The organism is Celeribacter halophilus (genome assembly GCF_900114135.1).
Taxonomy (GTDB): Bacteria; Pseudomonadota; Alphaproteobacteria; order Rhodobacterales; family Rhodobacteraceae; genus Celeribacter; species Celeribacter halophilus.
In genome coordinates this window covers 57,684-82,167 of the sequence record NZ_FORY01000011.1, presented here as the reverse complement: position 1 = coordinate 82,167, position 24,484 = coordinate 57,684, and the positions used below count along the sequence as shown (strand labels likewise).

The window sequence follows — 24,484 nt, the reverse complement described above, 5'->3', positions numbered from 1 at the left end:
CCGTCAATGCGCCAGAGCGCCTTGGGCACGGATCTCGGTTACTGTCTGTTCCAAATCCACCCACGGGGCCTTGTCCGTCCGGCTGTCACGCAGATAGGCGGCAATGGACGCGATCTGCTGATCGTCCAGCGCAGAGCGGTAGCCCGGCATCACAACGCCTTCCATGCCCTGATCGGCATGAACGCCATCAAGGATCACATGAACGAGGTTGGTAGGGTCATCCAGACGCACGGCCGAGTTGATGCCCAGATCGGGACGTCCTTCGGCGATTTGCACAGAGTTATAGTGGCAGGCCGCACAGGCGGTTGCATAAAGTCGCTCGCCCTCTTCCTTGCGGTAATCGGCTTGCGGCGCACCTGCGGCCAGAGATTTCTCCACCGCCGGATTGCTCATCGGAGCCATATCGTCCGCGCCAACCTGATCGCCCAGATAGGTCGCAATCGCGAGAAGATCCTCGTCCGGCAAATCCTTGAGTCCGGCATGGACCACAGGGGCCATCGGGCCCGCAGCAGAGCCTTGATAGGTGGTGGTGCCGGTCTTCATATACTGGAAGAAAGCATCTTTGTTCCACGCCACCGCAGACGGGTTGTCCGAGGTCAGAGCGGGCGCGATCCAGTTGTCAATCGCGGCGCCTGCAAATTGCTGCGTGGCGATTTCCGCTCCGAACGCGTTGCGCGGCGTGTGACATGCACCACAGTGTGTCACACCCTCGACCAGATATGCGCCACGGTTCCATGCTTCCGACTGGTCCGTCTCCGGCTCATACTGCCCTTTATCAAAATAGAGCATTTTCCAACCGGCCTGCAAAAACCGCTGGTTGAGCGGGAACGGCAGGTCGTTTTCAGTATGGGTCGCCTTCACAGGCTCAACCGAACTCATGAGATAGGCATAGAGCGCGGCGATGTCCTCGTCGGTCATTTTCGCGAAATGGTCAAAGGGGAACGCCGGGAACAGATGCGCCCCGTCGCGGTCGATCCCTTCACGCATCGCACGTTCGAACGCGGCGAGAGACCACGTCCCGATCCCTGTTTCGGGGTCCGGTGTGATGTTCGTCGAGTAGATGGTCCCGAAATCGGTTTCCATCGGATAGTTGCCGGCATAGGCCGCACCATCGGCACTTGTATGACAGGAGGCACAATAGCCTGCGGATGCAAGCTGCCGTCCCTTTTCGATCTGCGCTTCTGGAAAGCTGTCTGCCGAGGGCGGTGCAATCTCGTCGATTGCAGGATGCCAAGCGTAGATGGCGAAGCCGCCGATGCCCAGCACTGCGAGTGCGGCACCGCCGGTAAGTATGCGTTTGATCATATGTTTTTAACCTTTTGATCGGTTAGCTGGCGCGAGCCCCCTTAAAGGAGTTGCGCATTATTGGCGTGTCCGACCACCTAGGGCATATCGACAGGAAGTCACAGGCAAAGCAGTCGCCGCGCGAAAAAAGTGATGAGATTCTGTTTCGAAAGTGAGACAGTTTATGTCCAGAACCTGAAAGCCGAAGGGAGCAACCGGACGCGACCGCAATGCGACGTAGCGCCACGCCCTACCCCTTCTGAAAACGACTCAGCCAAGAGCACCACATCGCATTCTGCGCCTGCTTATTTTATGGCGACACGCACGGAAAATCCGAAATATCATCCCGAAAACCTCACTCCAGACCCTGAATTCCAGACAATATCCATCCAAAAGGTGCAAAAAACATTAAAACAGCGCCCTTGCCATCGGCGGTTTCCTGCAGCCCCTCGCGGAAATTTGCCGAAACGGTGAAATAGCCATTTCAAGTACCGCAGAAAGAGTTAAATAACAACAAACTAGCACGTCAAAACCGTGTCTTACCGGGGGTATACTCTTGACGATTTCCAACTGCACACAACAGAAAGCGATAGCGCCGGAATTCTGGGAACGGCGCCAGTTTCTGACCGCCGCAGCCGCATCTTTCGCGTCGGCCTTGGCTCCCGCGCATCTTTGGGCACAAGAAGAGGAAGCACCCACGTTTTCCTTCGACATGCTGACCGAGCGGATGAAAGATCTGGCGGGCCATCCCTACGCGGCGCCGGAACCTGTGCACGGGTTTCTGGCAGATCTGGACTATGATGCCTACCAACGCATCCGGTTCCGCCCCGAGCAGGCCCGCTGGCAGGAAAAAGGCGTGACCTTCCGGCTGCATGCTTTCCATCCGGGATGGCTTTTCAAAGAGCCCGTGAAAATCAACGAGGTCGTTGGCACCAGCGTGCATCCGATGGCCTTCACCACGGCCGACTTCGAATATGATGACGAAGAGTTAGCGCAATCCATCCCGCCAGACGCGGAGATGCCCGGCGTTGCGGGCTTTCGCCTGCACGCGCCGTTGAACCGTGCGGACATTTTTGACGAGTTGATCGTGTTTCAGGGCGCGAGCTATTTCCGTGCCCTCGGCAAAGGCAATTCCTACGGCCTCAGCGCACGCGGGCTGGCGGTCAACACCGGCCTGCCGGAAGGCGAGGAATTTCCGCGCTTCTCCGAAGTCTGGCTGCATCGGCCGCAACCGGGCGAAGAGACCGTAACCGTATTCGCCGCGCTCGACAGCCCCTCGGTGACAGGGGCCTATCAGTTCGACATCACTCCGGGCGCGACCACCACGGTCGATGTGACCGCGCGTCTGTTCCTGCGCAAGGACATCAAGCAACTGGGCATCGCGCCGCTCACGTCGATGTTCCTGTTCAACGGGGCTGACGCAGGACCGTTCGACGACTACCGTCCGGCGGTGCATGACAGCGAGGCGCTTGTGCTCAACACGCAGGCGGGCGAGACCTATTTCCGCCACCTGAACAACCCGCCGCGTCTGGCCAGTTCCTATTTCGGCGCCCTCAGCCCCCGCTCTTTCGGGCTAGTGCAGCGCAACCGCGACTTCGAGCACTATCTGGATGCCCAAGCACATTACGAGCGTCGGCCTTCGCTGATGATCGAGCCGCTCGGAGACTGGGGCAAGGGCGCAGTCCGGCTTGTCGAGATTCCCTCCGATCTTGAGGTCAACGACAATATCGTCGCCTTCTGGATTCCAGATCAGGACACAAACGCGGGCGACGCGCTTGAGTATACCTATCGAATGCATTGGGGCATGTCACCGCAAGGTGCTGCTCCGGAACGGCTTGCCAATGTCACGCGGATGCGCACCGGCGAAGGCGGTGTGGCAGGCGTGCAGACCGACACCGGCACACGAAAATTTGTGATCGATTTCGCAGGCGGCCTACTGGACCATCTGCCGGAGAATGCACAACTGGAAGCCGTCACCAGTGCGAGCAATGGCGAAATTGTCGAAGCTGTGCTCAGCCCTGTGAACGGGCGCAATGAATGGCGGCTTGTTCTGGAAGTTCGGGCCGAACCCGATGCCATCGTCGAGCTGAAGGCAGGCATATCTGGATACGAGCGCACACTGAGCGAGACATGGATGTACCAATGGATCAACGCGTAAGCCTGAACAAGACAACTCCCGCCCACCCGCAAGAGCCGGTGGTGGTGGTGGAGACGCAAAACTGGACGCCGCCTGCGGCACCGCTTGCGATGCCGAAACAGGTGCTGGAACCCCAGACACACCGGCCTGCCTTGACGGATGTCGCCCGTATGCTCTTTTTGCGGCGCAAGACGTAGCTCGAAATGACACGGCACAACGCCATGCATGAACACCTTGCCCCCGACACCCGCACACGCTGGTGCCGTGCCTTTGCACTGGCTCTCTCGCTTGTGTCTGCAATCACGGCCTCCAGCCTGATGGCCGAGGCAGCGGCCCAAGACGGGTTTGGCGCATGGGACGCCATTCGGGCAGGACTGGTCTTTGTCACAACTGCATGGCTTGCGTGGGGGGCGTCTCTGGCGCTTGTCGGGCTACCCGGACGGCAGCGGGCGGGCACTCACATCGAGCTGTCACAGCCTCAACCGCGCACCGTGATCGCGGTGCCGATCTGCGACGAAGACCCTCTTACCACCTTCGCCCGTATCGCCGCGATTGACCGCTCCGTGATCGATGCCGGAGTGAACGCAGATTTCGTCGTGCTCTCCGACACGCGCGATGCAGAGCTTGCCCGAAAAGAACAACTGGCCTTTGCGCGGCTCCTGCGGGACGCCAACGGCGCAGGCCGGATGTTCTATCGCCGCCGTCAAGACAATGCGGGACGCAAGGCGGGCAATATCGAAGAGTTCATCCGCACCTCCGGCGGGGCCTATGAATTTGCCGTCATTCTCGATGCCGACAGCCTCATGGAAGGCGAAACGATCCGCACGATGATTGCGCGGATGCAGGCCGACCCGAAACTTGGCCTGCTGCAAACCCTGCCCCAGATCATCGGAGCGCGCTCCTTCTTTGGCCGCGCGCTCCAGTTTGCCTCCTGTTTCCACGGCCCCGTCTTCACCCGCGGGCTGGCGCGGATGCAGGGCGCGACCGGCCCGTTCTGGGGGCACAACGCTATTGTCCGCGTTCGGGCCTTTGCCCAAAGTTGCGGCCTGCCCGAACTGTCGGGGAAACCGCCACTGGGCGGGCATATCCTGAGCCATGACTATGTTGAAGCCGCCTTGCTGGCGCGTGCGGGCTGGAAGGTCCAAGTGGACCAGACGCTCGGTGGGTCATTCGAGGAAGGGCCGGAAAACGTGCTTTCTTTCGCCCGCCGGGAACGCCGCTGGTGCCAAGGCAACTTGCAACATGCGCGGTTGATTTTCGCCCCCGGACTGGCACGCTGGAGCCGTTTCATCTTTGTGCAAAACGTGGCCGCCTATGTCGTCTCGCTCTTGTGGGCCGCCTTTCTTATCGCCTCTCTCATCGGCACGGTCACCGCACCACCGCCCAAATATTTCCCCGACCCGTATCAGCTTTTCCCCGTCTTCCCCAACACCAGCACGCGGGAGATCACCATGCTGGCGGTCGGGGTCGTGGGGCTGCTGCTGGTCCCGAAACTGCTCATCCTGATCGGCGCCATCCGCTCGGGGCGCGCCAAAGGGTTCGGCGGCGCGATGCGGGTGGCTTTCTCCGTTCTGGCCGAAATTTTGCTCACCACCCTGCTGGCCCCGTTGATGCTGCTCTATCACAGCCGCGCTGTGCTACAGGTGCTCTCCGGACAGGACGGCGGCTGGCCCGCCAATCAACGCAACGAAGGCATCCTGTCGCTGTCCGACGGATGGCAGGCCGGACGCTGGATCATCGGCATCGGCATCGCCTCGCTGGCCGCCGTGGAATGGATGGCCCCGAACCTGACGATCTGGCTACTGCCGGTCGCGCTGCCCATGCTTGCGGCCCCTGTCCTCATCGCATGGACCTCCCGCCCGCTGACCCACGCAGTCTTTACCGTGCCGCAAGACACCACACTTTCGCCGGTGGTCGCCTCCTACCGCGCCATAGCAGACTCTTGGCGACGGACTTGGGTGGAAGACACCGCGCCAACAGAGCCTCACCCGACCGGAGAAACCCATGCTCCAGCATAGGGCCAAGACCGATCCCTTTCCGGTGCCAAACAGTCCCGCGATCACGCCCAAATCCCCGCGCGATCCGCGTATCGACGTCTTTCGCGGCTTGGCGCTTGTGATGATCTTCATCAACCATGTGCCGGGCAACCCCTATGAATATCTGACGATCCGCAATCTGGGGTTCTCCGATGCGGCAGAGGCCTTTTTCCTGATGTCCGGCATCGCCGCAGGTCTCGCCTACACCCCGCGTTTCATGCAGGCCCAGCGTAACAAACGCGGACTTTGGCGGGCCATTGCGCCTTTGTGGAAACGCGCCTGGTCGCTCTATGTCGTGCAGATCACCCTCTCCGCCTGCGCTCTGGGCATCTTTGCAGCGGCCTACCGGCTGACAGGACGCACGGAGCTTCTAACCCGCATCAACATGCGGCAGGTGTTTCATAACCCGACAGAAGGGCTGATCGGCGTGCCGCTGCTCACGCATCAATTCGGCTATGTTAACATTCTGCCCGCCTATTCGGTGCTGCTGTTCTGCGCCCCTGCCGCAATCTATCTGGGCCTGCGCCGACCGCGCCTTTTATTCCTGCTGTCTCTCACGCTTTGGATGTTGACGGGCATTTTCCGCCTGAACCTGCCGAACTACCCCAACCCGGGTGGTTGGTTCTTCAATCCTTTCGCCTGGCAGGCGATCTTTGTCTGCGGCCTGCTGGTCGGGCTCGGCCAGCGTCAGGGCAAGCCTTTCTTCCCGCAATCGCGCCCGCTCTTCTGGGCGTCTGTCGCTTTCCTGCTCCTTGTCCTTGCTTGGAAATATATTCCCGGTCTGGGGACATTTCTGAACCTCCAGATGCATCATCTGGCGCAGGCCGGCGTGCCGTTCAACATCACCTCTCATGACAAAACCTTTCTGGCCGCGCCGCGCTTCCTGCATATCCTCGCGCTGGGTTATGTTTTGTCACAGCTTGCTGTTGTCATGCAGTTTTCGGCACATCGCTACACCGCACCATTACGGATTATCGGCCGGCATGGACTTCTGATCTTCGCGGCGGGCACGGTCCTCGCCCTCGCCTGTCAGGCACTCATGATCGCGCAGCCGGATGCCGTTTGGATGGCCTGGATACTGCCGCTTGTCGGGACGATTGCGCTACTCACAATCGCGCTTCTGGCCGAAACCTCCCGCCGCAACTTGTCAGAGCGCGTGAGTGTTGAAATCTGACTTGGGTTAGCACGTTTGCCAAAGCGTTGTGCGGGGCCGCTGAATGTAGTTCACGAAACATATTTCCTGACTACCGAGATGACTTTAACGTGACACGCTGCCCAGCTTGACCCCGAAGACCGCTCACGGCACAAGGACGACGACATCAGATAGGAGACGACCGTGGAGCAAACGCATTCCAATCCTCAAGGGAAGCCGCCATTCAAAGAGATGGCAAAGCGAAACCTCCGTAACCTTGCGATTAAAGCACGCTATCGTTCACTCGACGCCTATCCCGTCACCAAACTTATGCCACCACGTGCGCGCAAGGCCATGCTCTCAAGGATTTGCTACTTTCCCAAGTATAACCTCTATTATGCGCGCCTGCCCAAATGTGCCAACACTACAATCGTTCGCACTTTAGCAAACTCCAGCACCAACGGGCTTGAGAATGTAAGCACAGCTTGGCTCAAAACACTCTTCAATCGCCTGCCTAGTACACGGGAGTTCGAACAGTCCTATAAGTTTGTTGTCTTGCGGGATCCGGTTGAGCGTGTCGTTTCCGCATGGAGAGACAAAGGCCACCATCCTGCGTTTATTCAAAAGCATCGCTATGCTGGCGACGAGACCACGGTCCCAACCCTTGAACAATTCCTCACAGGATTGCGGAATAATGACTTTTATAAAAACGCGCATTATTTGCCTCAAATGGATATGATCCCGGGTCCTCTTTCAGAGTATGATGTGGGCACAGTCGATCAATTGGAGCCGTTTCTCGCAAAAGTATGTCACAAGGCATTCGGCCGCTATCAGGGACTACAAAATGAACAAGCCCACAGCACGGACGCACGCAAGCGCGTGCTTGACATTAGCGACCTTGAACGCAACCTCATCAAAGAGCTTTATGCCGAAGATATAGCGAGCTATGCAGAGATTAAGGCAAAATAAGAAATCTCATCCATACCGCTCACGGTTGCCTTCAATGACCAGTGCACGGGGTCGAATATCTAACCAGACACAAATCACAATAAAATTTAATCGTAAGGAAAAATGGTGGGTCGTGAGAGGCTCGAACTCCCGACATCTTCGGTGTAAACGAAGCGCTCTACCAACTGAGCTAACGACCCGGTCTGGCTCATTTAGGGGAAAAATTTCGGCCTTGCAAGAGGCTTTGCAAAATTATCCCTGCGCTTTGCGCCAACCGGCGGCGCGGGCCTCGTCTTCGGAGCAGAACCAGCGCTCGCCCGATCCTACATTGATCCGTGTGCGCGTATACCACAGCCCGCCCGGAAGGTGATAAATCTTGCCGGAACTGGAGATGTTGCCCTTGATCGCACAGTCCGAGGGCGGGGTTTCCGGCGCGAGCGTTGTGCGATGGTCGGTGCGGAATTCTGACGGGGACTGGCTCCCTGCCCGCCACAGGCCACGCCCGCCAGCGCGCGCCTCCTCTTCTTGCAGGACATAATCAAGGGCGTATGTCTCATAGGCATAGGCCGCACCCACGCGCACCATTTCAGCATTGAGATCGCCCGAAGCCCCATGGCAGACCGCGACCACACGGCCATAGCGGTCGCGATCCTTGGGGTCGCAAGCGATGTCTCCCGCAGCCAGACGCTCCAGAACGGCTTTCGACCACGCGCCACAGGCCCAGCTTTTGCCACGCATATCACTACAGCTTTGCGACATTTCCGGCGCATCGATGCCGTGGAGACGAATCTTCACCTCGCCAATAGCCAGCGTATCCCCATCCACGATTCGAAGCGCCCCGTCTCGTCCGGCCACAATGGCCCCGCTTTGTGGTTTGGCTTTCAGATCGGGTTTCTGGGCAATCGGCGCAAGCTCCAACAGATGCACAGAATCCGCGTGCCCTTTATGCACGGCCTCCGCCGTCTGAAACGGATACAGAGCCACCCCAGCCCCGATTACGACCCAAAGCGCCGCAACATATGGTATTTTACCCAACCTCACACACTTTATGTGCATGATTTGTTCTCACAACGCAAGAGGGCGCGTAACCATCGGTTAACGCGCCCTCCCGGTCATGATATGTGACAAACCCCTATGAGGCAGCGGCCGTCAAAGCGGCATAAATCTCGTCTTTTAGCAGCATCCGTTTCTTGCGCAATTCGGCAACTGCAAGATCGTCCATCGGCTTCACATCGGTTTCGGCGACATGCACCTCATCGTTCACGTCGTCATATTTTTCCAGAAGACGCGCAAAATGCGGGTCGGAGTTTTTCAGCTCACTAATTTTGTCAGCAAGCTCCGGAAAATCGGCGGCCACTTGGTGCGGTGTGTTGGTCATTGCGTGTCTCCTCTTATGCGTCTTTTTTTCGTCACTTAGTCTGGACGGAGACCCCTTGCACCCGCTTTGACGAGGATCAAATATGATCAGTTTTTAGGCAAAACCATGCCAGAAAAATTGCCCCTGTCGGCCAAGTGCAAAATTGCGGGTAGCGGCATGCGCTTTGCACGCATTGCCAATCCTCAAAAGAACGGACAGTCTCCCGCCATGCGCACACCACAGCCCTCAAAACCTCAGGACAAACCCCTGATAAATCCGGTGAAAGGCATCCTTTGGATGCTGTTCATGACGCTCTGTTTCGTCATGGTCAACGTGCTGGTTAAATATGTCGGCACCGGTCTTCCCGTCCTGCAAAGCGCTTTCCTGCGATTCGCGCTCGGGCTGGTGTTCCTCATCCCTGCTCTCGGAGCCCTGCGTCAGGTCCGCTTCACCCCGCGCATCTGGAAACTGACCTTCGGGCGTGCCGTTTTCCATTCCGTGGCCATGACCTGCTGGTTCTTCGCCATGACCCGTATTCCGATGGGCGAGGTGACATCGCTCAACTTCATGAACCCGATCTACATCACCATCGGCGCGGTGATCCTGTTTGGAGAGAAAATCGCCCTACCCCGCATTTCCGCGCTGGTCGTGGCCTTTTTCGGCGGGCTGGTGATCTTGCGCCCCGGATTTCGGGAGATTGACCCCGGCCATCTCGCCATGGTGCTCTCGGCGATGGCTTTCGCCGGGTCCTATCTCATCGCCAACCGGCTGGTGAAAGAGCTTCCGGCCTCCGTTGTCGTGTTCCTCATGTCCGTGAGCGTGCCCATAGTGATCGCGCCCTTCGCGCTTTTGCACTGGGAGACACCGACACTCCATGAACTGCTTCTGCTCTTTCTCACCGCCGCCTTTGCGACACTGGGCCATTATTCCATGACCCGCGCCTTTGCCTGCGCTCCGCAATCCGTGGTGCAACCTGTGGTCTTCGTTCAGTTGATCTGGTCGGTGACCTTCGGCTACCTGCTTTTCGGGGAGGCCATTGATCCCTTCGTCATGCTGGGCGGCGCGATGATCATCGGTGCGATCTCGTTCATCACATGGCGCGAAACCCGCAAGAAACCCGCCTGAAGCGTCAAAATGCTCCCAAGAGGCTTAGCGCGATGGACCACATCACCACTGCGATCCCTGCGTCGAGCACCCGCCAGGACAGTTCACGGGCAAAGAGCGGCCCCAGAAACCGTGCCCCGAAGCCCAGTGAGAAAAAGAAGATCGTGGAAGCACACATGGCTCCCAGAGCAAACTCGGTTTGTGCCTCGGGAAAACGGGCAGACACTGCGCCCAACAGGACCACTGTATCAAGGTAAACATGCGGGTTGAGCCATGTCAGCGCCAGCGTCAGCCCCATCACAGGAAGCAATCGCTGCTCCTGCCCTTGCGCCGCCTCCAGATGCCCGCCACCGCGCCACGCCGAAAGCGCCGCCTTCGCTCCATAGACCAAAAGAAACGCCGCCCCGCCCCAGCGCATCAACGGCAGGATCGGCGGGAAGGCTGCAGACACACGCGCAGAGGCAAAGACGCCCGTCGCGATCAGCACCGCATCCGATACCGCGCAAATCAGCACCACAGGTAGGACATGCGCACGCCTGATCCCTTGCCGCAGCACAAAGGCGTTCTGTGCGCCGATGGCAACAATCAGGCTCAGACCGGTGAAAAATCCGGTGAGTGCGGCCTGCGTCATGTCGGGGGGCATGGTCATACGTCTCTCCTTTGCGTTGCCCCCGAGCTATCGCCAACAAGATGATTAGACAAATTAATCTTTCTATGACTAGATTAGATATGCTTAACTCTTCAGACTATCCGGCCCTCACTGCCCTTGCCGCCGTGCTGCACGCTGGCTCGTTCGAAGCCGCCGCAAACCGGCTCTCGGTCACGCCTTCCGCCGTATCGCAGCGGATCAAAGGACTTGAAGATCGTCTCGGCACGGTCTTGGTGCTGCGCGGCACACCTTGCACTGGCACCGAAACCGGTCGGCGACTCGCACGCCATATGGAAGAGATCGGCCTGATGGAACGTCAGCTCGCGCAAGACCTTGGTCAGAGTGACAAGGCCGCCCCCATACATGTCCCTCTGGCGGTGAATGCCGACAGTCTCGCCACATGGTTCTGTGCCGCCATGGCCCCGATTGAGGGCCTGTTGTTCCAGCTTCAGATCGACGATCAGGACCATTCCGCCAACTGGCTGAAACGCGGAAAAGTAATGGCGGCGGTCTCCTCGCGTGACACGCCGGTTTCAGGCTGTGACCTGCACCCGCTCGGCAAGCTCCGCTATCTCGCGGTCGCCACCCCTGCCTTCGTCGCGCGGCATTTCCCTGATGGGTTGACCCCAGATGCCCTCTCCTGCGCGCCCTCGATGATTTATGATGAAAAGGACCGATTGCCGGACATCTGGATCACCGCCCGCACGGAACAACGCGTGCCCCTGCCGACCCATCGTATCCCTTCGACACATGGTTTCGTCGACGCCGCTTTGGCCGGGCTGGGCTGGGGGCTCAATCCGCACAGGCTACTAGAACCCCACCTGAGCGCCGGACGGCTTGTCCCCCTCTCCCCCGATCCTCTGGACATCCCGCTATACTGGCATGTCTCACGCCTCAGCGCCGCACATCTCGCAGATGTGACCGAAGCCGTGAAAGAGGCAGCCAAAGCCTACCTTATCCAATAAAAAACCCGCCCAAAAGGCGGGTTTCTCAAAATCACACTACGGAAGACTTAAAGCTGGGCCGCCACATCTTCTGGAACATCAAAATTGGCGGTGACGCTTTGCACATCATCGTCATCTTCCAGAGCCTCAACCAGACGCATCAGCTTTTGCGCGGTCTCAAGATCAACCTCGGTGCGGTTCTGCGGCTTCCAGATCAGCTTGCTTTCCTTGGACTCACCCAATTCCGCCTCAAGAGCATCGGACACAGCCGCCAGATCGGTATCGGCGCAATAGATCCAGTGCCCCTCTTCGTCGCTTTCGACATCCTCGGCACCGGCCTCAATCGCGGCCATCATCACCGTATCCGCATCGCCAACAGAGGCATCATAAGTAATCTCGCCCACGCGATCGAACATGAACGACACGGAGCCGGAAGTCCCCAGATTGCCGCCCGCCTTCGTGAAAAGCGAACGCACGTTGGACGCCGTCCGGTTCACATTGTCGGTCATGGTTTCCACGATAAAGGCGATCCCTTCAGGACCGTAGCCTTCGTAGCGGATTTCGTCATAATTCTCCGCATCCCCGCCAAGTGCCTTCTTGATCGCGCGATCAATCACGTCCTTGGGCACGGATTGCGTCTTTGCCGTTTTCACGGCCAAACGCAGACGCGGGTTTTTCTCAGGATCCGGGTCGCCCATTTTCGCCGCCACGGTGATCTCCTTGGCGAGTTTCGAAAAGAGCTTCGAGCGCACGGCGTCCTGACGCCCTTTGCGGTGCTGGATATTTGCCCATTTAGAATGGCCTGCCATGTGTGGCGCCTCCGAAAATACGATAATCTGTGCTGTCGGGTCTCTATAAAGCAGCGTGCCCCTGACCTGCAAGGCTGCCACGCATCTTTGCAAGCGTCTTTCTGATGGTCCAAATACTCATTTCGACCTCAAACGCCCTCACATCGGCCACAAAATCGGGATCAGCGCCGCGGACAACAGCCCGATGGACAGGTTCAACGGAATACCGATTTTCATATAATCGGTGAATTTATAGCCGCCGGGACCATAAACCATCGTGTTGGTCTGATAGCCGATAGGAGTCGCGAAAGACGCAGATGCCGCAATCATCACGGCCACGACCAACCCGCGCGGGTCCAACCCCATCGTCTCGGCCAGTCCAATGGCAATCGGTGTGATCACCACCGCCACCGCATTGTTCGAGACAAGCTCGGTCAGGATCGAGGTCATCAGAAAAATCGCCCAGACCACGAAAAACACCGGCAAACCATCCAACACAGGTGCAACCGCCGTCACGATCAGCTCGACCGCCCCGGAGGCATCCAGGGCCGCCCCCACAGCCAACATGGCAAAAATCAGCGCCAGCAACCGCCCTTCCACAAAGGAAAAGGCTTCCTCCGCGTCGATACAGCGCGTGACGAGGACAACTGCCACAGAGATCACCGAAAGCATCAGGATGGGCGCAACCCCCAAGGCTGCCAGCACCACGATGGAGAACATCGCGACCAGCGCAATCGGCGCATGGGAGCGATGATAGGCGCGCTCGGTGGGCTTGGACACATCGCCCATATCCATATCGGCTGCGAGGCGCTGAATATCTGCGGGCGCCCCTTCCAGCAAAAGCGTATCACCCACACGCACCACGAGATCCTGCATCTTGTGACCGAGGTTCTGGTTGCGGCGATGGACGGCCAGAACATAGACCCCGTAACGACGGCGCAGACGCATGGAGGCGAGCGAGCGCCCGACCATCTTGCAGCCCGGCGTGATCAGAACCTCCATCGTCGTGGTCTCGACCGTCGACACCTGATCGACCCGCTTGAGGGATTTATCCCGCTGCAAACTGAGAAGTTCGGTGATTTTCGAACGCAGAACAATCCGGTCCCCCACCTCCAGCGTCAGCCCTTCAAGCTCGTGCCGGTAGGATTTATCGCCGCGGATCACGTCGATAAGCCGCACACCGTCCCGTTTGAAAAGCTGCACCCCCGTGACTTCGCGCCCGATCAGGTTGCTTTCCGGCGGGATCACGGCTTCGGTGAAAAACTTCATTTTCGAGCGCCCTGAAGAGAGCATCGCCGCCAGACTGTCACGCTCCGGCAGGAGATGACGCCCGAAGATCAGCAGATAAATCATGCCCCAAGCCGTCACCGCAAGGCCCAGAAGGGAGACCTCGAAAATCGAGAACGGTTCCAGCCCCTGCGCACGGGCCACCCCGTCAACCAAGAGGTTTGTGGAGGTGCCCAAAAGCGTGATCGTGCCCCCCATGATGGCCGAATAGCTCAGGGGAATCAGCAGCTTGGAAGGCGATACTCCAAGTTTTCCCGAAAGCTGTATGAACACGGGGATCATCACCACAACCACCGGCGTATTCGCCACGAAGGCCGAAAGCACCACCACCACCAAAAGCAGCATCCCGATGGCGACCGAAGGATGTGTCTCGGCATAGCTTCCCGCTTGTCGCGTGAACCACTCAAGCCCGCCAGTGCGCACCATCGCGCCCATGACAATGAACATGGCTGCAATGGTCCATGGGGCCGGATTAGACAGAACGGAAAGTGCGGCATCATAGGGCAGAATGCCCAGAACCATCATCAAGGCAGCACCGGTGATGGCGACGACTTCGGTCGGGAAAACCTCCCGCATAAAAAGCACGAACATAAACCCAACGACCACCAGAGCGATCACCGCCTCGGTCATCGGGCTGAACTGAAAAAGTTCCATCGTGCCTCACGTTGTAGTTTCGGTCACAGGCAATATGAACTGTCAGCCATAGGGAGAACAAGCCGCAAAATGCCCTGAGTCCCAAAGGCTTCTGTGCAACTGTTCAAAATATAGTCAAAGTCGGCTGTCAGGGCGTGCTTTGCTCAAGCCGCCCGCCCACACGGATCTGTTTCACCCGCGCCGCCAGACCGGTCTTGTCATCGGTCTCGACATAAACCCCCGAAAGCGTCACCTCGCCTTTCGCGGGTTCAAACCGGCCACTGGCCATCCCTGTCACAAAGCGGCGCAAGGGTTCGGCCTTATTCATGCCAATGACCGAATTGTAATCGCCGCACATCCCCGCATCCGTGAGATAGGCCGTACCTCCCGGCAGGATTTGCGCATCCCCCGTGCAGACATGGGTATGAGTGCCGACGACGACGGAGGCCTTGCCATCACAGAAATGACCCATCGCCATTTTCTCCGAAGTGGCCTCGCAATGCACGTCGATCAAGGCCGCCTGAATGGCCCCGCCGAGCTTGTGGGTCATAAAGACCTGATCCAACGCCGAGAACGGGTCATCAAAGGCGCGTTTCATAAACACCTGCCCCAGAACCTGCGCCACAAGAATACGCCGCCCGCGTGCGTCTTCGAAGATCCGCACACCACGGCCCGGTGCGGTCTTGGCAAAGTTGATCGGGCGGATGATCCGGATGTCGCGCTCACAGAACTGCATCATGTCCCGCTGGTCAAAGGAATGATCCCCCAGCGTCAGACAATCGACCTCCGCCTCCAGCAGCGCCTTGGCATGATCGGCCGAAAGCCCCATGCCATTGGTCGCATTTTCACCATTGACCACGACAAAATCGAGGCCCCAGTCCTTGCGCAACTTCGGTATGCGCTCCATGACGGCCTTGCGCCCGGCGCTACCGACAATATCTCCGAGAAACAGAATTTTCATGGGGCATAGCCATAGGGCCGCTCACGCCCGCACGCAAGTCGGCCTGTTTCCTTTGTGCCCCAAATACTCGAAAATCCGGAGGATTGCCGCCTGAACCGATGGCCAGAGCCGCAAAACGCGATGTTCTGTTCAGAAGGTCAGCACTTCGCGTTCGGTAACAATAGCATCCAGCGGCGCATCGGTCGGCTCCACCGGCAGCTCATCATGCGCTTCCTGCCCCGCATAGGCCAAGCCTACGGCAAACACCGGCCCGCCAGCGCGCAGCTTGGCCAATGTGCGGTCATAAAACCCGCCACCATAACCAAGCCGGTGCCCCACACGGTTGAAAGCCAGCATGGGCACGATCACCACCTCCGGCACGACAGGTTGGGAGATTTTCGGAATGGCGGCTCCGAAGGCACCGGGTTTCATCTCCGCCTCAGGGGACCACAGATCGAACCGCAGCGGCTGCGCCTTGGCCTCGACCACCGGCACCGCAACCGGACCGTGCATGCTCAACTCTGTCATGGCCGGACGGGGATCAAGCTCGCTGCCCAAAGGCATATAGCCCGCGATCACCTGCCCCACATGGGGCTGCAAGAACCCCAGCAAAAGCTGCACCGCCTGACGGGCCGCCGCCCCGCCTTGCGCCAGACTTTGCGCATGGGCTTCTTCGCGTGCGACCTTGGCCTGTGCCCGCAGCGCCGTTTTGGACAGGACCGCCCCGTTCACAGGAGCACCACGCCCGCAAGGGCCAGAAAGGCAAAAAAGCCGACAACATCGGTCACGGTCGTGACAAAGGCGCCGGAGGCCAGAGCCGGATCGACGCCCAGCCGGTCCAGCACCACAGGGATGCCGATGCCCGCTAGTCCCGCGATCACCAGATTGATCACCATAGAGGCCCCGATCACCACGCCCAGCGCCGGGGAACTGAACCAGAGCACGCCAACAGCGCCCATGATCACGGCAAAGACCAGCCCGTTGGCCAGCCCCACCAAAATCTCCCGCCGGATCACCCGCCAGACGTTCGCCCCCGTCAAATCGCGTGTGGCAATGGCGCGCACGGCCACGGTCAGCGCCTGAGTGCCTGCATTGCCGCCCATCGAGGCCACGATGGGCATCAACACGGCCAGAGCCACAAATTGCGCAATCGTGTCTTCGAATTGCGCGATCACCAGAGAGGCGAGAATGGCAGTCACAAGGTTCACCGCCAACCACGGGAACCGCTGCCGGACCGTATCCGACACACGGTCGGCCAGAGAGCCTTCGCCCACACCGGCAAGGCGCATGATGTCCTCTTCGTGTTCCTCGTCCAACACGTTCATCGCGTCATCAATGGTGATCACCCCGACGACACGGTCGTTTTCATCCACCACAGGCGCGGAGATCATGTGATACTGGTTAAACGCATAGGCGACATCCGCCTCGCTCTCGTCCACGCGAAAGGTGCGAAACCCCGGTTCCAGAAGTTCGACAAGCGGTTGCTTGCGCGGCGCACCGAGGATTTTGCCCAAGGTCACATGGCCCACAGCCCGCATTTTCGGGTCGATCAACACCATGTGGTAGAAATCATCCGGCAAGGTTTCGGATTTGCGCATGTAGTCAATCGCCTGTCCCACCGTCCAGTGTTCCGGCCCCATCACCACTTCGCGCTGCATCAAACGACCGGCAGAGAACTCCGGATAGGACAGCGATTTCTCGACCGCGACACGATCCGCATCTTCCAGAGAGGCAAGAATCGCCTCCTGCGCGTCGTCTTCAAGGTCCTCGACCAGATCGACCACATCGTCGGATTCCATGTCGCGCACAGCATCGGCCAGAACATCGGGCCGGATCACATGGATGACCTCTTCGCGGATGCCTTCGTCCAGCTCCGAGAGAATCTCGCCGTCGAACTCTTCGCCATACAGAAGAATCAGCCGCCGCCGGTCAAAGGCATTCACCTGTTCGAGCAAATCGGCGATGTCTGCCGCATGCAGCGGTTCCATCAGCTCGATGAGCTTGTCCCGATCTCCGGTGTCGACCGCATAAAGAATGGCGCTGAGCGCTTTTGCACTCAACGCATAGCCGTCATCGTGATCGGCACCGTCCTCGATATGCGTATCGTCTTCGACCATATTTTGCCCGTTCGTGTTTCCCGAAACCATATGTCAGCTTCTCCGCGAGAAACAGGGGCAAGATTGATTTACCTCCTCCGAAACCGCGCCTAAACTGACATTGCGCCCAAGCGTTTACCAAAAGGATTCAAATGGACAAGCTGATTGCAGGACAGGTCGTAACCTATCAGGGAGATCCTTTCGACATTCCCGCCGAGGAAGCCGTGCAAGTCCTCCCGCAGGCCGCGATTCTTGTGCGCGACGGCAAGGTTGTCTCTGTCGGCCCGCGTGACACACTGCGCGCCAAACATCCCGAGGCGACGCTCATTGATCACGGGTCTGCGCTGATTCTGCCCGGTTTTATCGACGCTCATGCCCATTATCCCCAGACCGCAATGATCGCGAGTTGGGGCAAGCGGCTGATCGACTGGCTCAACACCTATACCTTCCCAGAAGAGGCCAAATTCGCGAACCGCGCCTATGCCGACGAGATTGCAGGGCGCTATCTCGACCTTTTGCTGGCCAATGGCACCACCACAGTCACTTCCTTTTGCACCATCCACCCCGGTTCTGTGGAGGCGCTGTTCGAGGCCGCCGCACAGCGGAACATGCGTATTGTTGCAGGCAAGACCTGTATGGACCGCCCAGAGACCACACCCGACTTTTTGCGCGACACGGCCAAAGCCGCCTATGACGAGAGCAAGGCTCTGATCGAGCGCTGGCATGGCACGGGGCGCGCCACCTATGCGATCACGCCGCGCTTTTCACCGACCTCCACACCGGAACAGCTCGACGCTTTGGGACAGCTTTGGAGCGAGTATCCAACCTGTCTTATGCAAACGCATCTCTCGGAGCAGACCGACGAGATCGAGTGGGTCAAAGGGCTCTACCCTGACGCACGGGACTATCTCGACACTTACGAACGTTTCGGCCTTGTGCGCGAAGGGGCACTATTCGGCCATGCGATCCATCTGGAGCCGCGCGAGATCGCGCATCTACAGGCCAATGACTGTTCGCTCATCCATTGCCCGACCTCCAACACATTCATCGGGTCGGGGTTGTTCGACATGGGGCCGCGCAAAGCCGATGCCCTGCGCGTGGGACTGGCCACGGACACCGGCGGCGGGTCGAGTTTCTCGATGCTGCGCACGATGGCCGCCGCCTACGAGATCGGCCAGTTGCGTCACACAGCACTGCATCCCGCACAGCTTTTGTGGCTGGCCACTCGTGGCTCGGCAGAGGCCTTGCGGATGGAAGACAGGATCGGCAGCATTGCAGCGGGAATGGAGGCGGACTTCGCCGTAATTGATCTGGCCTCGACCCCCGCCATCGCCCAGCGCGCAATCACGGCGGAGACAGTCTGGGAAGAGATTTTCCCGACCATCATGATGGGCGACGATCGGGCGGTGATCACCTCTTATGTGATGGGAGAGCGCGCCGGATCTTGAGGGCCGCCCATCAACGCCTTACCGGCAAGGGCTGGCAAAGACAGCGACACGCAAACCGCCGGACGCAACGCCCACACCGATGTCACTGACCTTTGTGGAGAGGATATTCTTGCGATGCCCTGAAGAGGCCATCCAGCCTTGCACCGCTTGCTGCGCCACCGGATAGCCGCCCGAGAGATTTTCGGAGACGAAACAATAGGGATACCCCGCCGCACGCACGCGATCCCCGACCGTCGCGCCCGACTTGCTTGTGTGCGAGAAATACCCTTTCGCCGCCATATCATCCGCATGGCGCTGTGCCGCAGTCGCAAGTTTGCCATTGTAGCTCAACGCCATAAGGCCCTGCTTTGCACGTTCTGCATTGATCAACGCGATGATTTGCGCCTCTTCCTCCATCGCTGTGGGGGCGGCTGTCGCAGCCGTGGTCACGGGGCTCAACTCGCCAAACCCGACGCCGGTTTCCGGTGCGCATGCCCCAAGGGCCAAGAGCGCCGCCACACTCACAAGATTTCGCATCCGCATTCTGCCTCCAATATTTCCCATGTGCTCAGACCTTCTCAATCAAGGCTTTGGCAAGGCGTGTCTGCGTTTCGATCGTCATTCCCATATCTATGGTCGTCACCCGACTGTCGGCCACCACATGACGTCCTTCAATGAACAAATCCCTGACGCGCGTCGGGCCGGCCAGCAAAAGCGCCGCCGGATCCCAGCTCCCGGCGGCCTCAATATCCGACATGTCCCAAAGCGCAATATCCGCACGTTTTCCAGCCTCCAGACGACCGATGTCATCGCGCCCCAGCACCTCAGCGCCGCCGCGCGTCGCGATTTCCAACATTTCGCGCGGGCTCATTTTATCAGCCCCCAAGGAGACACGCTGCAACAGCAGCGCCGTGCGCGCCTCAACGACCAGATTTCCGGTGTCATTAGAGGCAGAGCCATCCACGCCGAGCCCCACATGGACGCCCGCATCGCGCATTCCCCGCACTGGCGCGATGCCCGAACCGAGTCGGCAATTGGAACAGGGGCAATGGGCCACACCCGTGCCGGTTCTGGCGAACAGCGCCACCTCATCCACGTCGAGCTTCACGCAATGAGCGTGCCAGACATCTGGACCAGTCCAGCCAAGTTCTTCGGCATACTGACCGGGCCGCATCCCGAATTTTTCGAGACTATAGGCAATATCCTCGTCATTCTCCGCCAGATGGGTGTGCATCATCACGCCCTTGTCGCGGGCAAGGATCGCTGAGTCGCGCATCAACTCGCGGGAGACGGAAAACGGCGAACATGGCGCAACGCCCACGCGGATCATCGCGCCGGGGTTCGAATCGTGGAAAGCGTCAATCACACGGATGCAATCGTTGAGAATATCCTCCTCGCGCTCCACAAGACTGTCGGGCGGCAAGCCTCCCGCGCTTTCTCCGATGGACATGGATCCGCGCGTCGCGTGAAGCCGCATCCCGATGGCCTGCGCCGCCTCGATTGTGTCGTCGAGCCGCGCACCATTCGGGTAGAGATAGAGATGGTCCGAAGTGGTCGAACAGCCCGACAGGGCCAGTTCAGCCAAGCCCACTAGCGCCGAGATGCGCATATGCTCCGGCCCGAAACCGGCCCAGATCGGATACAGTGTCTTGAGCCAACCGAACAACAGCGCATCCTGCGCACCCGGCACGGCGCGGGTGAGTGTCTGATAGAGGTGATGATGCGTATTAACGAGGCTCGGCGTCACAAGACAGCCTTGCGCATCAACGATCTGCGCATCGTCATCATACAGCCCCTGCCCAACCGCTGTGATCACCCCGTTACGAACCAGTATGTCGCCGCTTTTGATTTCCTGACGGTCGTCATCCATCGTCAGGATCACATCGGCATTTCGGATCAGGAAACAACGGTGCATGGGGGCGTCCTCAGGCTCATCCGACCGGAACACCCCGGCAGGTTCAATACTGCGAGAGTATCGCCAATGCCGCCTGATGCAACTCTTTGCTGGCTGCCGCGAGCACACGACCGCCGTCGAGCACCGGACCGCCTTGCCAATCCGTGACGATCCCGCCAGCCGCTTCGATCACGGCGATGGGGGCGAGAACGTCATAGCCCTGCAACCCCGCTTCAACCACCAGATCAATCTGCCCTGCTGCCAAAAGCGCATAGGCGTAGCAATCCATGCCGTAGCGGGTGAGCTTGCACCGTGCGGCAAGATCGTGAAACGCCTTGCCCTCGACATCGGAGCCAACCTCAGGGAAGGTCGAAAAGATCACCGCATCTTCAAGTGCCACGCCGCTACGCACCGCAAGCGCCCTCTCGCCATGTGGGCCGCTCAATTGTGCTGTGCCCAGACCTCCGGTGAAACGCTCCCCGATATAGGGCTGGTCAATGATACCGTAGAGCGCCGAAGTCTCGTCACGCAGGGCAATCAGCACCCCCCATGTCGGCGTGCCGGAGATAAACCCGCGCGTGCCGTCAATCGGGTCCAGAACCCATGTCAGACCGGATGTGCCGGATTTCGGAGGAAATTCCTCGCCTTGGATCGCATCCTGCGGGCGCATTTCCGAAATCACCTGCCGCATCGCCTGTTCAGAGCCGCGATCCGCGACCGTCACCGGATCGAAATCCGCATCCCGTTTGGATTCTGTGTCGAGCGCAAGGCCGCGAAAATAGCGCAGAGTGATCTCCCGCGCAGCCTGCGCTGCGGCCTCAGCCGTGGCGATGATCGAGGCACGGTCCTGATCGGAGAGGCCGTTTGCGGATTCTGAATTCATAGCGGGATTCATGGGCGGGCTCCTGTTGAGCGTCTCGAGGCCAGAAAGGTGCGCGGTAGGTGCGCGAGGGCCTTGAGACACAGATTGATTGCGAAAAACTCACGTCGTCAATAGGTTGCATGGCATCGCGCGAAAACCTGCGAGGCATATGTTTCGCGAAACACGCAAAGGCTTCTCTTTCGCGGTAGCCCCTTCCCCAGACGAGGTCAAGGATAGCCCCCTATCCCCGCTGTATTTTCCCGCAGCGCCCATAAAGAAACCCCTGCGCCATGGGCACAGGGGTCACACATATTTCATATCTATCCATACGCAATCTCGCCACCTTACCGGTGACGCGAGAGGTCAAGCTGCGTCGGACAATACGCGGGCCAGTTCAAACAGACGGCGGCGCTGGTTCTCGGGGATCGCATAATAGGACCGCACAAGTTCCAGAGCCTCTTTATCCGCCAGAATATCTGCGGGCACATTGCCGCCTTCGGATTGCGTAACCATGTGATCGGAGACAGACGGCTCCATCCCTTCGAAGAAAAACGCAACAGGCACGGAGAGCGATTCAGCGATGTCCCAAAGACGGGACGCGGAAACCCGGTTCATGCCGGTTTCGTATTTCTGGATTTGCTGAAACTTGATCCCGACTTTTTCTGCAAGTTGCTGCTGCGTCATGCCAACCATCCACCGCCGGTGACGGATACGCTTACCGACGTGGACATCCACTGGATGCTTCATAATAATGGCCGCTCCTTCGTAATCTTACTGCACAATAACCTATGCGTGCATAGCACAGTTCCTATTTAGGCATTATCCCTCAACCTGTCTTTTTTGGCAGGGATTAAGCTAGATTTTATAAATCCATGTATTCAATCAACAATTCGTTAAAATTTTGGCAAAATTATGCCAAAAAACTTCACCCTCCTCCATGGTTAGCGCTAACTGTAAGCGCGTTTTTTGATCATTTGTTGCATTTTGCAAAAATTCAGAACTCAACCTCAAGGACTATTTGCCCCTCAACGCACTTAAACATTCGCTCCGAACCGCAACAAATGATCGACGATTCTGCACGCTTTGCTTCTGGAAAGATACGTTTCCACATAGACAGAACGAAGACAAGCCGCCACAATTTCCGGCATGACACACACATCTCCTTCGAACGCCCCACATACACTCGCCCGAAAAATTCGCGCCTGCCGTGTTCATGCCTTTGACAGCCCTGCCACGCTTGAAGACCTCTCTCTGCCCTCCCCCGAAGAGGGCGAGGTTGCTGTCGCCATCCACGCGGGCGCGCTCAATTTCGCGGACACGCTCATGTGCACGGGCAAATATCAGGACACGCCGAAGCCTCCCTTTACATTGGGGCTGGAACTGGCAGGCCAGATCACCGCATTGGGGCCGAATGTCACTGGACTAAGCAGAGGCCAGAGGGTTGCTGTTTTTGCGGGCCAAGGTGGACTGGCCAGTGGTGGGAACTTCCCCACCAGCCGCTGCATCCCGATCCCGGACGGATTGGGATATGCCGAGGCCGCCGCGCTACAAATCGCTTACGGCACATCACATCTGGCACTCTCCTATAAGGCACGGCTGCAAGCGGGCGAACGACTTGTGGTGACGGGCGCTGCGGGCGGTGTCGGCCTCACGGCAGTAGAAATCGGCAAGCTCATGGGGGCAGAAGTCATCGCGATTGCGCGGGGCGACGAGAAACTCGCCATCGCCCAAAAAGCTGGCGCAGACCACCTGATCGACGCCAGTGCCCCCGACATCCGTGAGCGGATCAAGTCTCTCGGTGGGGCGGATGTGGTCTACGATGCCGTGGGCGAGCCTTTGTTCGAAGCCTGCTTTCGCGCCACCAACCCAGACGGGCGCATCCTTCTGATCGGCTTTGCGGGAGGCAACCTGCCAAACCTGAAACCCAACCATATGCTGGTGAAAAACATCACCGCGATCGGATTTTATTGGGGGGCCTACCTCAAGTTCAACCCTGCCCCGCTGCGCGCATCTCTGGCGACACTGTTTGACTGGGCCGCCGAGGGGAAAATCAAACCGCATATCTCGCATCGTCTGCCCCTAGAGCAGTTCGAAGAGGGGCTGGATCTTTTGCGGACGCGCAAGGCCACTGGGAAGGTGATATTGGAACCCTGACCGACCTGCGCATGGCATTCGTCGCAAAGCCAACATAGAAGACGCGAAAAAGCCCGGCTCTATTACGAGCCGGGCTATCCAGTTAAACAGTCGCCTCAAACAGCCGATTATAAAGCAACGGCGTGCCAGAAGACGCCTTGAGCGCCTTGGCCGCGCCCAAAACCAACAGATCCGCAATCGGCTCAAGCAGAACCACCAACATATAGGCGGCCCCGAAAGTGAACACGGAGTTCAGATTCTCGGCACCGAACCCTTGCCCGTAGAACGCCCAAAACGCGACCCACGCCACAACACCGCCCTGATAAGCGGTCGAAAGCGCAAGCGCCTGCGTGTATTTCAGATCGACATAAGCGGTTTTCGCCGGAATAATCCGCTTCGCCAGCTGACCGATGCCCCAGAGCGGAACCAGAAGCGTTGTGACATTCATACCGTATTGCGGCAGATCGAAGGGCGCGAAAAACAGCCCCTGCACAAGAAGCCCCAAGGCCAGTCCGATCGACGCAGCCCCGCCCCCGAACAAAAGATAAAGCGTCGAGCCGAGGATAAAATGAACCTCGGAGACGCCAACCGGATAATGCGGCAGAACCTCGAAGAAACAAAAGACAAGCGCCGTGGCAATCGCGCTGCGCAAGGCAAGAGCCGCCACGCCACCGTCGCCCCGCACCGTATCAAGGGCCATTTTGCCCGCGAGACCGAAGCCCCCGACCGCTGTTGCGTAGCTCAGGACGATTTTTGCGCCATCCACGACGCCGTGTTCAATATGCATATTTGCACTCCTTTGCGCACCCGCCGTGCGCCGTTAGCTATAGTGG

General features: G+C 58.8%; 23 protein-coding genes and 1 tRNA gene. 9 read left to right on the top strand and 15 right to left on the bottom strand.

Translation table 11 applies throughout. The features are described from left to right. Window positions 1-3: 3 nt before the first annotated feature. On the bottom strand, window positions 4-1,305 hold the full coding sequence (locus BM152_RS12450) for a cytochrome c (protein ID WP_066604854.1): 1,302 nt from the start codon (window positions 1,303-1,305) through the stop codon (window positions 4-6). 691 nt (window positions 1,306-1,996) lie between these two features. Between BM152_RS12450 and BM152_RS12445 the strand changes: the two genes are divergently transcribed. The 5 genes from BM152_RS12445 to BM152_RS12425 all read left to right on the top strand — a co-directional run bounded on the left by BM152_RS12445 (window position 1,997) and on the right by BM152_RS12425 (window position 7,558). Continuing rightward, complete coding sequence (locus BM152_RS12445; protein WP_231730540.1) at window positions 1,997-3,442, top strand: OpgD/OpgG family glucan biosynthesis protein; 1,446 nt, start codon at window positions 1,997-1,999, stop codon at window positions 3,440-3,442. Further along, on the top strand, window positions 3,427-3,618 hold the full coding sequence (locus tag BM152_RS12440) for a hypothetical protein (protein ID WP_066604857.1): 192 nt from the start codon (window positions 3,427-3,429) through the stop codon (window positions 3,616-3,618). The genes BM152_RS12445 and BM152_RS12440 overlap by 16 nt, the downstream gene beginning before the upstream one ends. A 6-nt stretch (window positions 3,619-3,624) precedes the next feature. Then, a complete protein-coding gene (mdoH, locus tag BM152_RS12435; protein WP_231730536.1) occupies window positions 3,625-5,439 on the top strand; it encodes a glucans biosynthesis glucosyltransferase MdoH in 1,815 nt (604 codons plus the stop codon). After that, window positions 5,426-6,631 (top strand): OpgC family protein, encoded by a 1,206-nt coding sequence (locus tag BM152_RS12430; RefSeq protein WP_082715393.1) that lies wholly within the window; start codon window positions 5,426-5,428, stop codon window positions 6,629-6,631. The genes mdoH and BM152_RS12430 overlap by 14 nt, the downstream gene beginning before the upstream one ends. 162 nt (window positions 6,632-6,793) lie before the next feature. Then, entirely contained in the window at window positions 6,794-7,558 is a 765-nt protein-coding gene (locus BM152_RS12425; protein ID WP_139222501.1) for a sulfotransferase family 2 domain-containing protein, read from the top strand. Between the two features lie 103 nt (window positions 7,559-7,661). Here the strand turns inward: BM152_RS12425 and BM152_RS12420 are convergent. The 3 genes from BM152_RS12420 to BM152_RS12410 all read right to left on the bottom strand — a co-directional run bounded on the left by BM152_RS12420 (window position 7,662) and on the right by BM152_RS12410 (window position 8,915). Next, window positions 7,662-7,737, bottom strand: a tRNA-Val gene (locus BM152_RS12420). A 52-nt stretch (window positions 7,738-7,789) separates the two neighbouring features. Then, on the bottom strand, window positions 7,790-8,572 hold the full coding sequence (locus BM152_RS12415; protein ID WP_231730537.1) for a thermonuclease family protein: 783 nt from the start codon (window positions 8,570-8,572) through the stop codon (window positions 7,790-7,792). A 97-nt stretch (window positions 8,573-8,669) separates the two neighbouring features. After that, on the bottom strand, window positions 8,670-8,915 hold the full coding sequence (locus tag BM152_RS12410) for an HP1242/YdcH family protein (RefSeq protein WP_066604863.1): 246 nt from the start codon (window positions 8,913-8,915) through the stop codon (window positions 8,670-8,672). Window positions 8,916-9,020: 105 nt separating this feature from the next. Between BM152_RS12410 and BM152_RS12405 the strand changes: the two genes are divergently transcribed. Next, on the top strand, window positions 9,021-10,019 hold the full coding sequence (locus BM152_RS12405; RefSeq protein ID WP_269446560.1) for a DMT family transporter: 999 nt from the start codon (window positions 9,021-9,023) through the stop codon (window positions 10,017-10,019). Window positions 10,020-10,023: 4 nt separating this feature from the next. On the opposite strand, the gene BM152_RS12400 is transcribed toward BM152_RS12405, so the two are convergent. Then, complete coding sequence (locus BM152_RS12400) at window positions 10,024-10,641, bottom strand: LysE/ArgO family amino acid transporter (RefSeq protein WP_197418783.1); 618 nt, start codon at window positions 10,639-10,641, stop codon at window positions 10,024-10,026. Between the two features lie 86 nt (window positions 10,642-10,727). Between BM152_RS12400 and BM152_RS12395 the strand changes: the two genes are divergently transcribed. Continuing rightward, entirely contained in the window at window positions 10,728-11,612 is an 885-nt protein-coding gene (locus BM152_RS12395; RefSeq protein WP_066604866.1) for a LysR family transcriptional regulator ArgP, read from the top strand. A gap of 47 nt (window positions 11,613-11,659) precedes the next feature. Here BM152_RS12395 and BM152_RS12390 read toward each other — a convergent pair whose 3' ends face one another. From BM152_RS12390 to mgtE, 5 genes are all read right to left on the bottom strand, one after another. Then, window positions 11,660-12,400 carry a YebC/PmpR family DNA-binding transcriptional regulator gene (locus BM152_RS12390; protein WP_066604869.1) on the bottom strand — a complete coding sequence of 247 codons (741 nt, stop codon included), beginning with the start codon at window positions 12,398-12,400 and terminating at the stop codon, window positions 11,660-11,662. 138 nt (window positions 12,401-12,538) lie between these two features. Beyond that, a complete protein-coding gene (locus BM152_RS12385; protein ID WP_066604872.1) occupies window positions 12,539-14,320 on the bottom strand; it encodes an SLC13 family permease in 1,782 nt (593 codons plus the stop codon). Between the two features lie 127 nt (window positions 14,321-14,447). Further along, window positions 14,448-15,260: a TIGR00282 family metallophosphoesterase gene (locus tag BM152_RS12380; RefSeq protein WP_066604875.1), complete on the bottom strand. Its 813-nt coding sequence runs from the start codon at window positions 15,258-15,260 to the stop codon at window positions 14,448-14,450. 129 nt (window positions 15,261-15,389) lie between these two features. After that, the gene (locus tag BM152_RS12375; RefSeq protein ID WP_066604877.1) at window positions 15,390-15,971 is read right to left on the bottom strand and encodes a 5-formyltetrahydrofolate cyclo-ligase; all 582 of its coding nucleotides are present in this window, start codon (window positions 15,969-15,971) and stop codon (window positions 15,390-15,392) included. Continuing rightward, the gene (gene mgtE, locus BM152_RS12370; RefSeq protein ID WP_066605055.1) at window positions 15,968-17,356 is read right to left on the bottom strand and encodes a magnesium transporter; all 1,389 of its coding nucleotides are present in this window, start codon (window positions 17,354-17,356) and stop codon (window positions 15,968-15,970) included. The genes BM152_RS12375 and mgtE overlap by 4 nt, the downstream gene beginning before the upstream one ends. A gap of 131 nt (window positions 17,357-17,487) precedes the next feature. On the opposite strand from mgtE, the gene guaD reads away from it, so the two are divergent. Further along, a complete protein-coding gene (gene guaD, locus BM152_RS12365; RefSeq protein WP_066604880.1) occupies window positions 17,488-18,783 on the top strand; it encodes a guanine deaminase in 1,296 nt (431 codons plus the stop codon). Between the two features lie 18 nt (window positions 18,784-18,801). On the opposite strand, the gene BM152_RS12360 is transcribed toward guaD, so the two are convergent. The 4 genes from BM152_RS12360 to BM152_RS12345 form a co-directional block, all read right to left on the bottom strand. Continuing rightward, complete coding sequence (locus BM152_RS12360) at window positions 18,802-19,299, bottom strand: CAP domain-containing protein (protein WP_066604882.1); 498 nt, start codon at window positions 19,297-19,299, stop codon at window positions 18,802-18,804. Between the two features lie 31 nt (window positions 19,300-19,330). Next, window positions 19,331-20,677: an 8-oxoguanine deaminase gene (locus tag BM152_RS12355; RefSeq protein ID WP_066604885.1), complete on the bottom strand. Its 1,347-nt coding sequence runs from the start codon at window positions 20,675-20,677 to the stop codon at window positions 19,331-19,333. Window positions 20,678-20,720: 43 nt separating this feature from the next. Continuing rightward, window positions 20,721-21,551 (bottom strand): inositol monophosphatase family protein, encoded by an 831-nt coding sequence (locus BM152_RS12350; RefSeq protein ID WP_082715396.1) that lies wholly within the window; start codon window positions 21,549-21,551, stop codon window positions 20,721-20,723. A gap of 330 nt (window positions 21,552-21,881) precedes the next feature. After that, window positions 21,882-22,265, bottom strand: coding sequence for a helix-turn-helix domain-containing protein (locus BM152_RS12345; RefSeq protein WP_066604887.1), 384 nt, complete (start codon window positions 22,263-22,265; stop codon window positions 21,882-21,884). 447 nt (window positions 22,266-22,712) lie between these two features. Between BM152_RS12345 and BM152_RS12340 the strand changes: the two genes are divergently transcribed. After that, on the top strand, window positions 22,713-23,672 hold the full coding sequence (locus BM152_RS12340) for an NADPH:quinone oxidoreductase family protein (protein ID WP_066605068.1): 960 nt from the start codon (window positions 22,713-22,715) through the stop codon (window positions 23,670-23,672). 82 nt (window positions 23,673-23,754) lie between these two features. Here the strand turns inward: BM152_RS12340 and BM152_RS12335 are convergent, their stop codons facing one another. After that, window positions 23,755-24,438 (bottom strand): energy-coupling factor ABC transporter permease, encoded by a 684-nt coding sequence (locus BM152_RS12335; RefSeq protein ID WP_066604894.1) that lies wholly within the window; start codon window positions 24,436-24,438, stop codon window positions 23,755-23,757. Between the last annotated feature and the right edge of the window lie 46 nt (window positions 24,439-24,484).

Excerpts from the sequence above, each read along its gene's own strand:
- BM152_RS12450 (WP_066604854.1), bottom strand. The coding sequence starts at position 1,305 with ATGATCAAACGCATACTTACCGGCGGTGCCGCACTCGCAGTGCTGGGC.
- BM152_RS12445 (WP_231730540.1), top strand. The coding sequence starts at position 1,997 with ATGCTGACCGAGCGGATGAAAGATCTGGCGGGCCATCCCTACGCGGCG.
- BM152_RS12440 (WP_066604857.1), top strand. The coding sequence starts at position 3,427 with ATGGATCAACGCGTAAGCCTGAACAAGACAACTCCCGCCCACCCGCAA.
- mdoH (WP_231730536.1), top strand. The coding sequence starts at position 3,625 with ATGACACGGCACAACGCCATGCATGAACACCTTGCCCCCGACACCCGC.
- BM152_RS12430 (WP_082715393.1), top strand. The coding sequence starts at position 5,426 with ATGCTCCAGCATAGGGCCAAGACCGATCCCTTTCCGGTGCCAAACAGT.
- BM152_RS12410 (WP_066604863.1), bottom strand. The coding sequence starts at position 8,915 with ATGACCAACACACCGCACCAAGTGGCCGCCGATTTTCCGGAGCTTGCT.
- BM152_RS12405 (WP_269446560.1), top strand. The coding sequence starts at position 9,021 with ATGCCAGAAAAATTGCCCCTGTCGGCCAAGTGCAAAATTGCGGGTAGC.
- BM152_RS12400 (WP_197418783.1), bottom strand. The coding sequence starts at position 10,641 with ATGCCCCCCGACATGACGCAGGCCGCACTCACCGGATTTTTCACCGGT.
- BM152_RS12395 (WP_066604866.1), top strand. The coding sequence starts at position 10,728 with ATGCTTAACTCTTCAGACTATCCGGCCCTCACTGCCCTTGCCGCCGTG.
- BM152_RS12390 (WP_066604869.1), bottom strand. The coding sequence starts at position 12,400 with ATGGCAGGCCATTCTAAATGGGCAAATATCCAGCACCGCAAAGGGCGT.
- BM152_RS12385 (WP_066604872.1), bottom strand. The coding sequence starts at position 14,320 with ATGGAACTTTTTCAGTTCAGCCCGATGACCGAGGCGGTGATCGCTCTG.
- BM152_RS12380 (WP_066604875.1), bottom strand. The coding sequence starts at position 15,260 with ATGAAAATTCTGTTTCTCGGAGATATTGTCGGTAGCGCCGGGCGCAAG.
- mgtE (WP_066605055.1), bottom strand. The coding sequence starts at position 17,356 with ATGGTCGAAGACGATACGCATATCGAGGACGGTGCCGATCACGATGAC.
- guaD (WP_066604880.1), top strand. The coding sequence starts at position 17,488 with ATGGACAAGCTGATTGCAGGACAGGTCGTAACCTATCAGGGAGATCCT.
- BM152_RS12360 (WP_066604882.1), bottom strand. The coding sequence starts at position 19,299 with ATGCGAAATCTTGTGAGTGTGGCGGCGCTCTTGGCCCTTGGGGCATGC.
- BM152_RS12355 (WP_066604885.1), bottom strand. The coding sequence starts at position 20,677 with ATGCACCGTTGTTTCCTGATCCGAAATGCCGATGTGATCCTGACGATG.
- BM152_RS12350 (WP_082715396.1), bottom strand. The coding sequence starts at position 21,551 with ATGAATCCCGCTATGAATTCAGAATCCGCAAACGGCCTCTCCGATCAG.
- BM152_RS12345 (WP_066604887.1), bottom strand. The coding sequence starts at position 22,265 with ATGAAGCATCCAGTGGATGTCCACGTCGGTAAGCGTATCCGTCACCGG.
- BM152_RS12335 (WP_066604894.1), bottom strand. The coding sequence starts at position 24,438 with ATGCATATTGAACACGGCGTCGTGGATGGCGCAAAAATCGTCCTGAGC.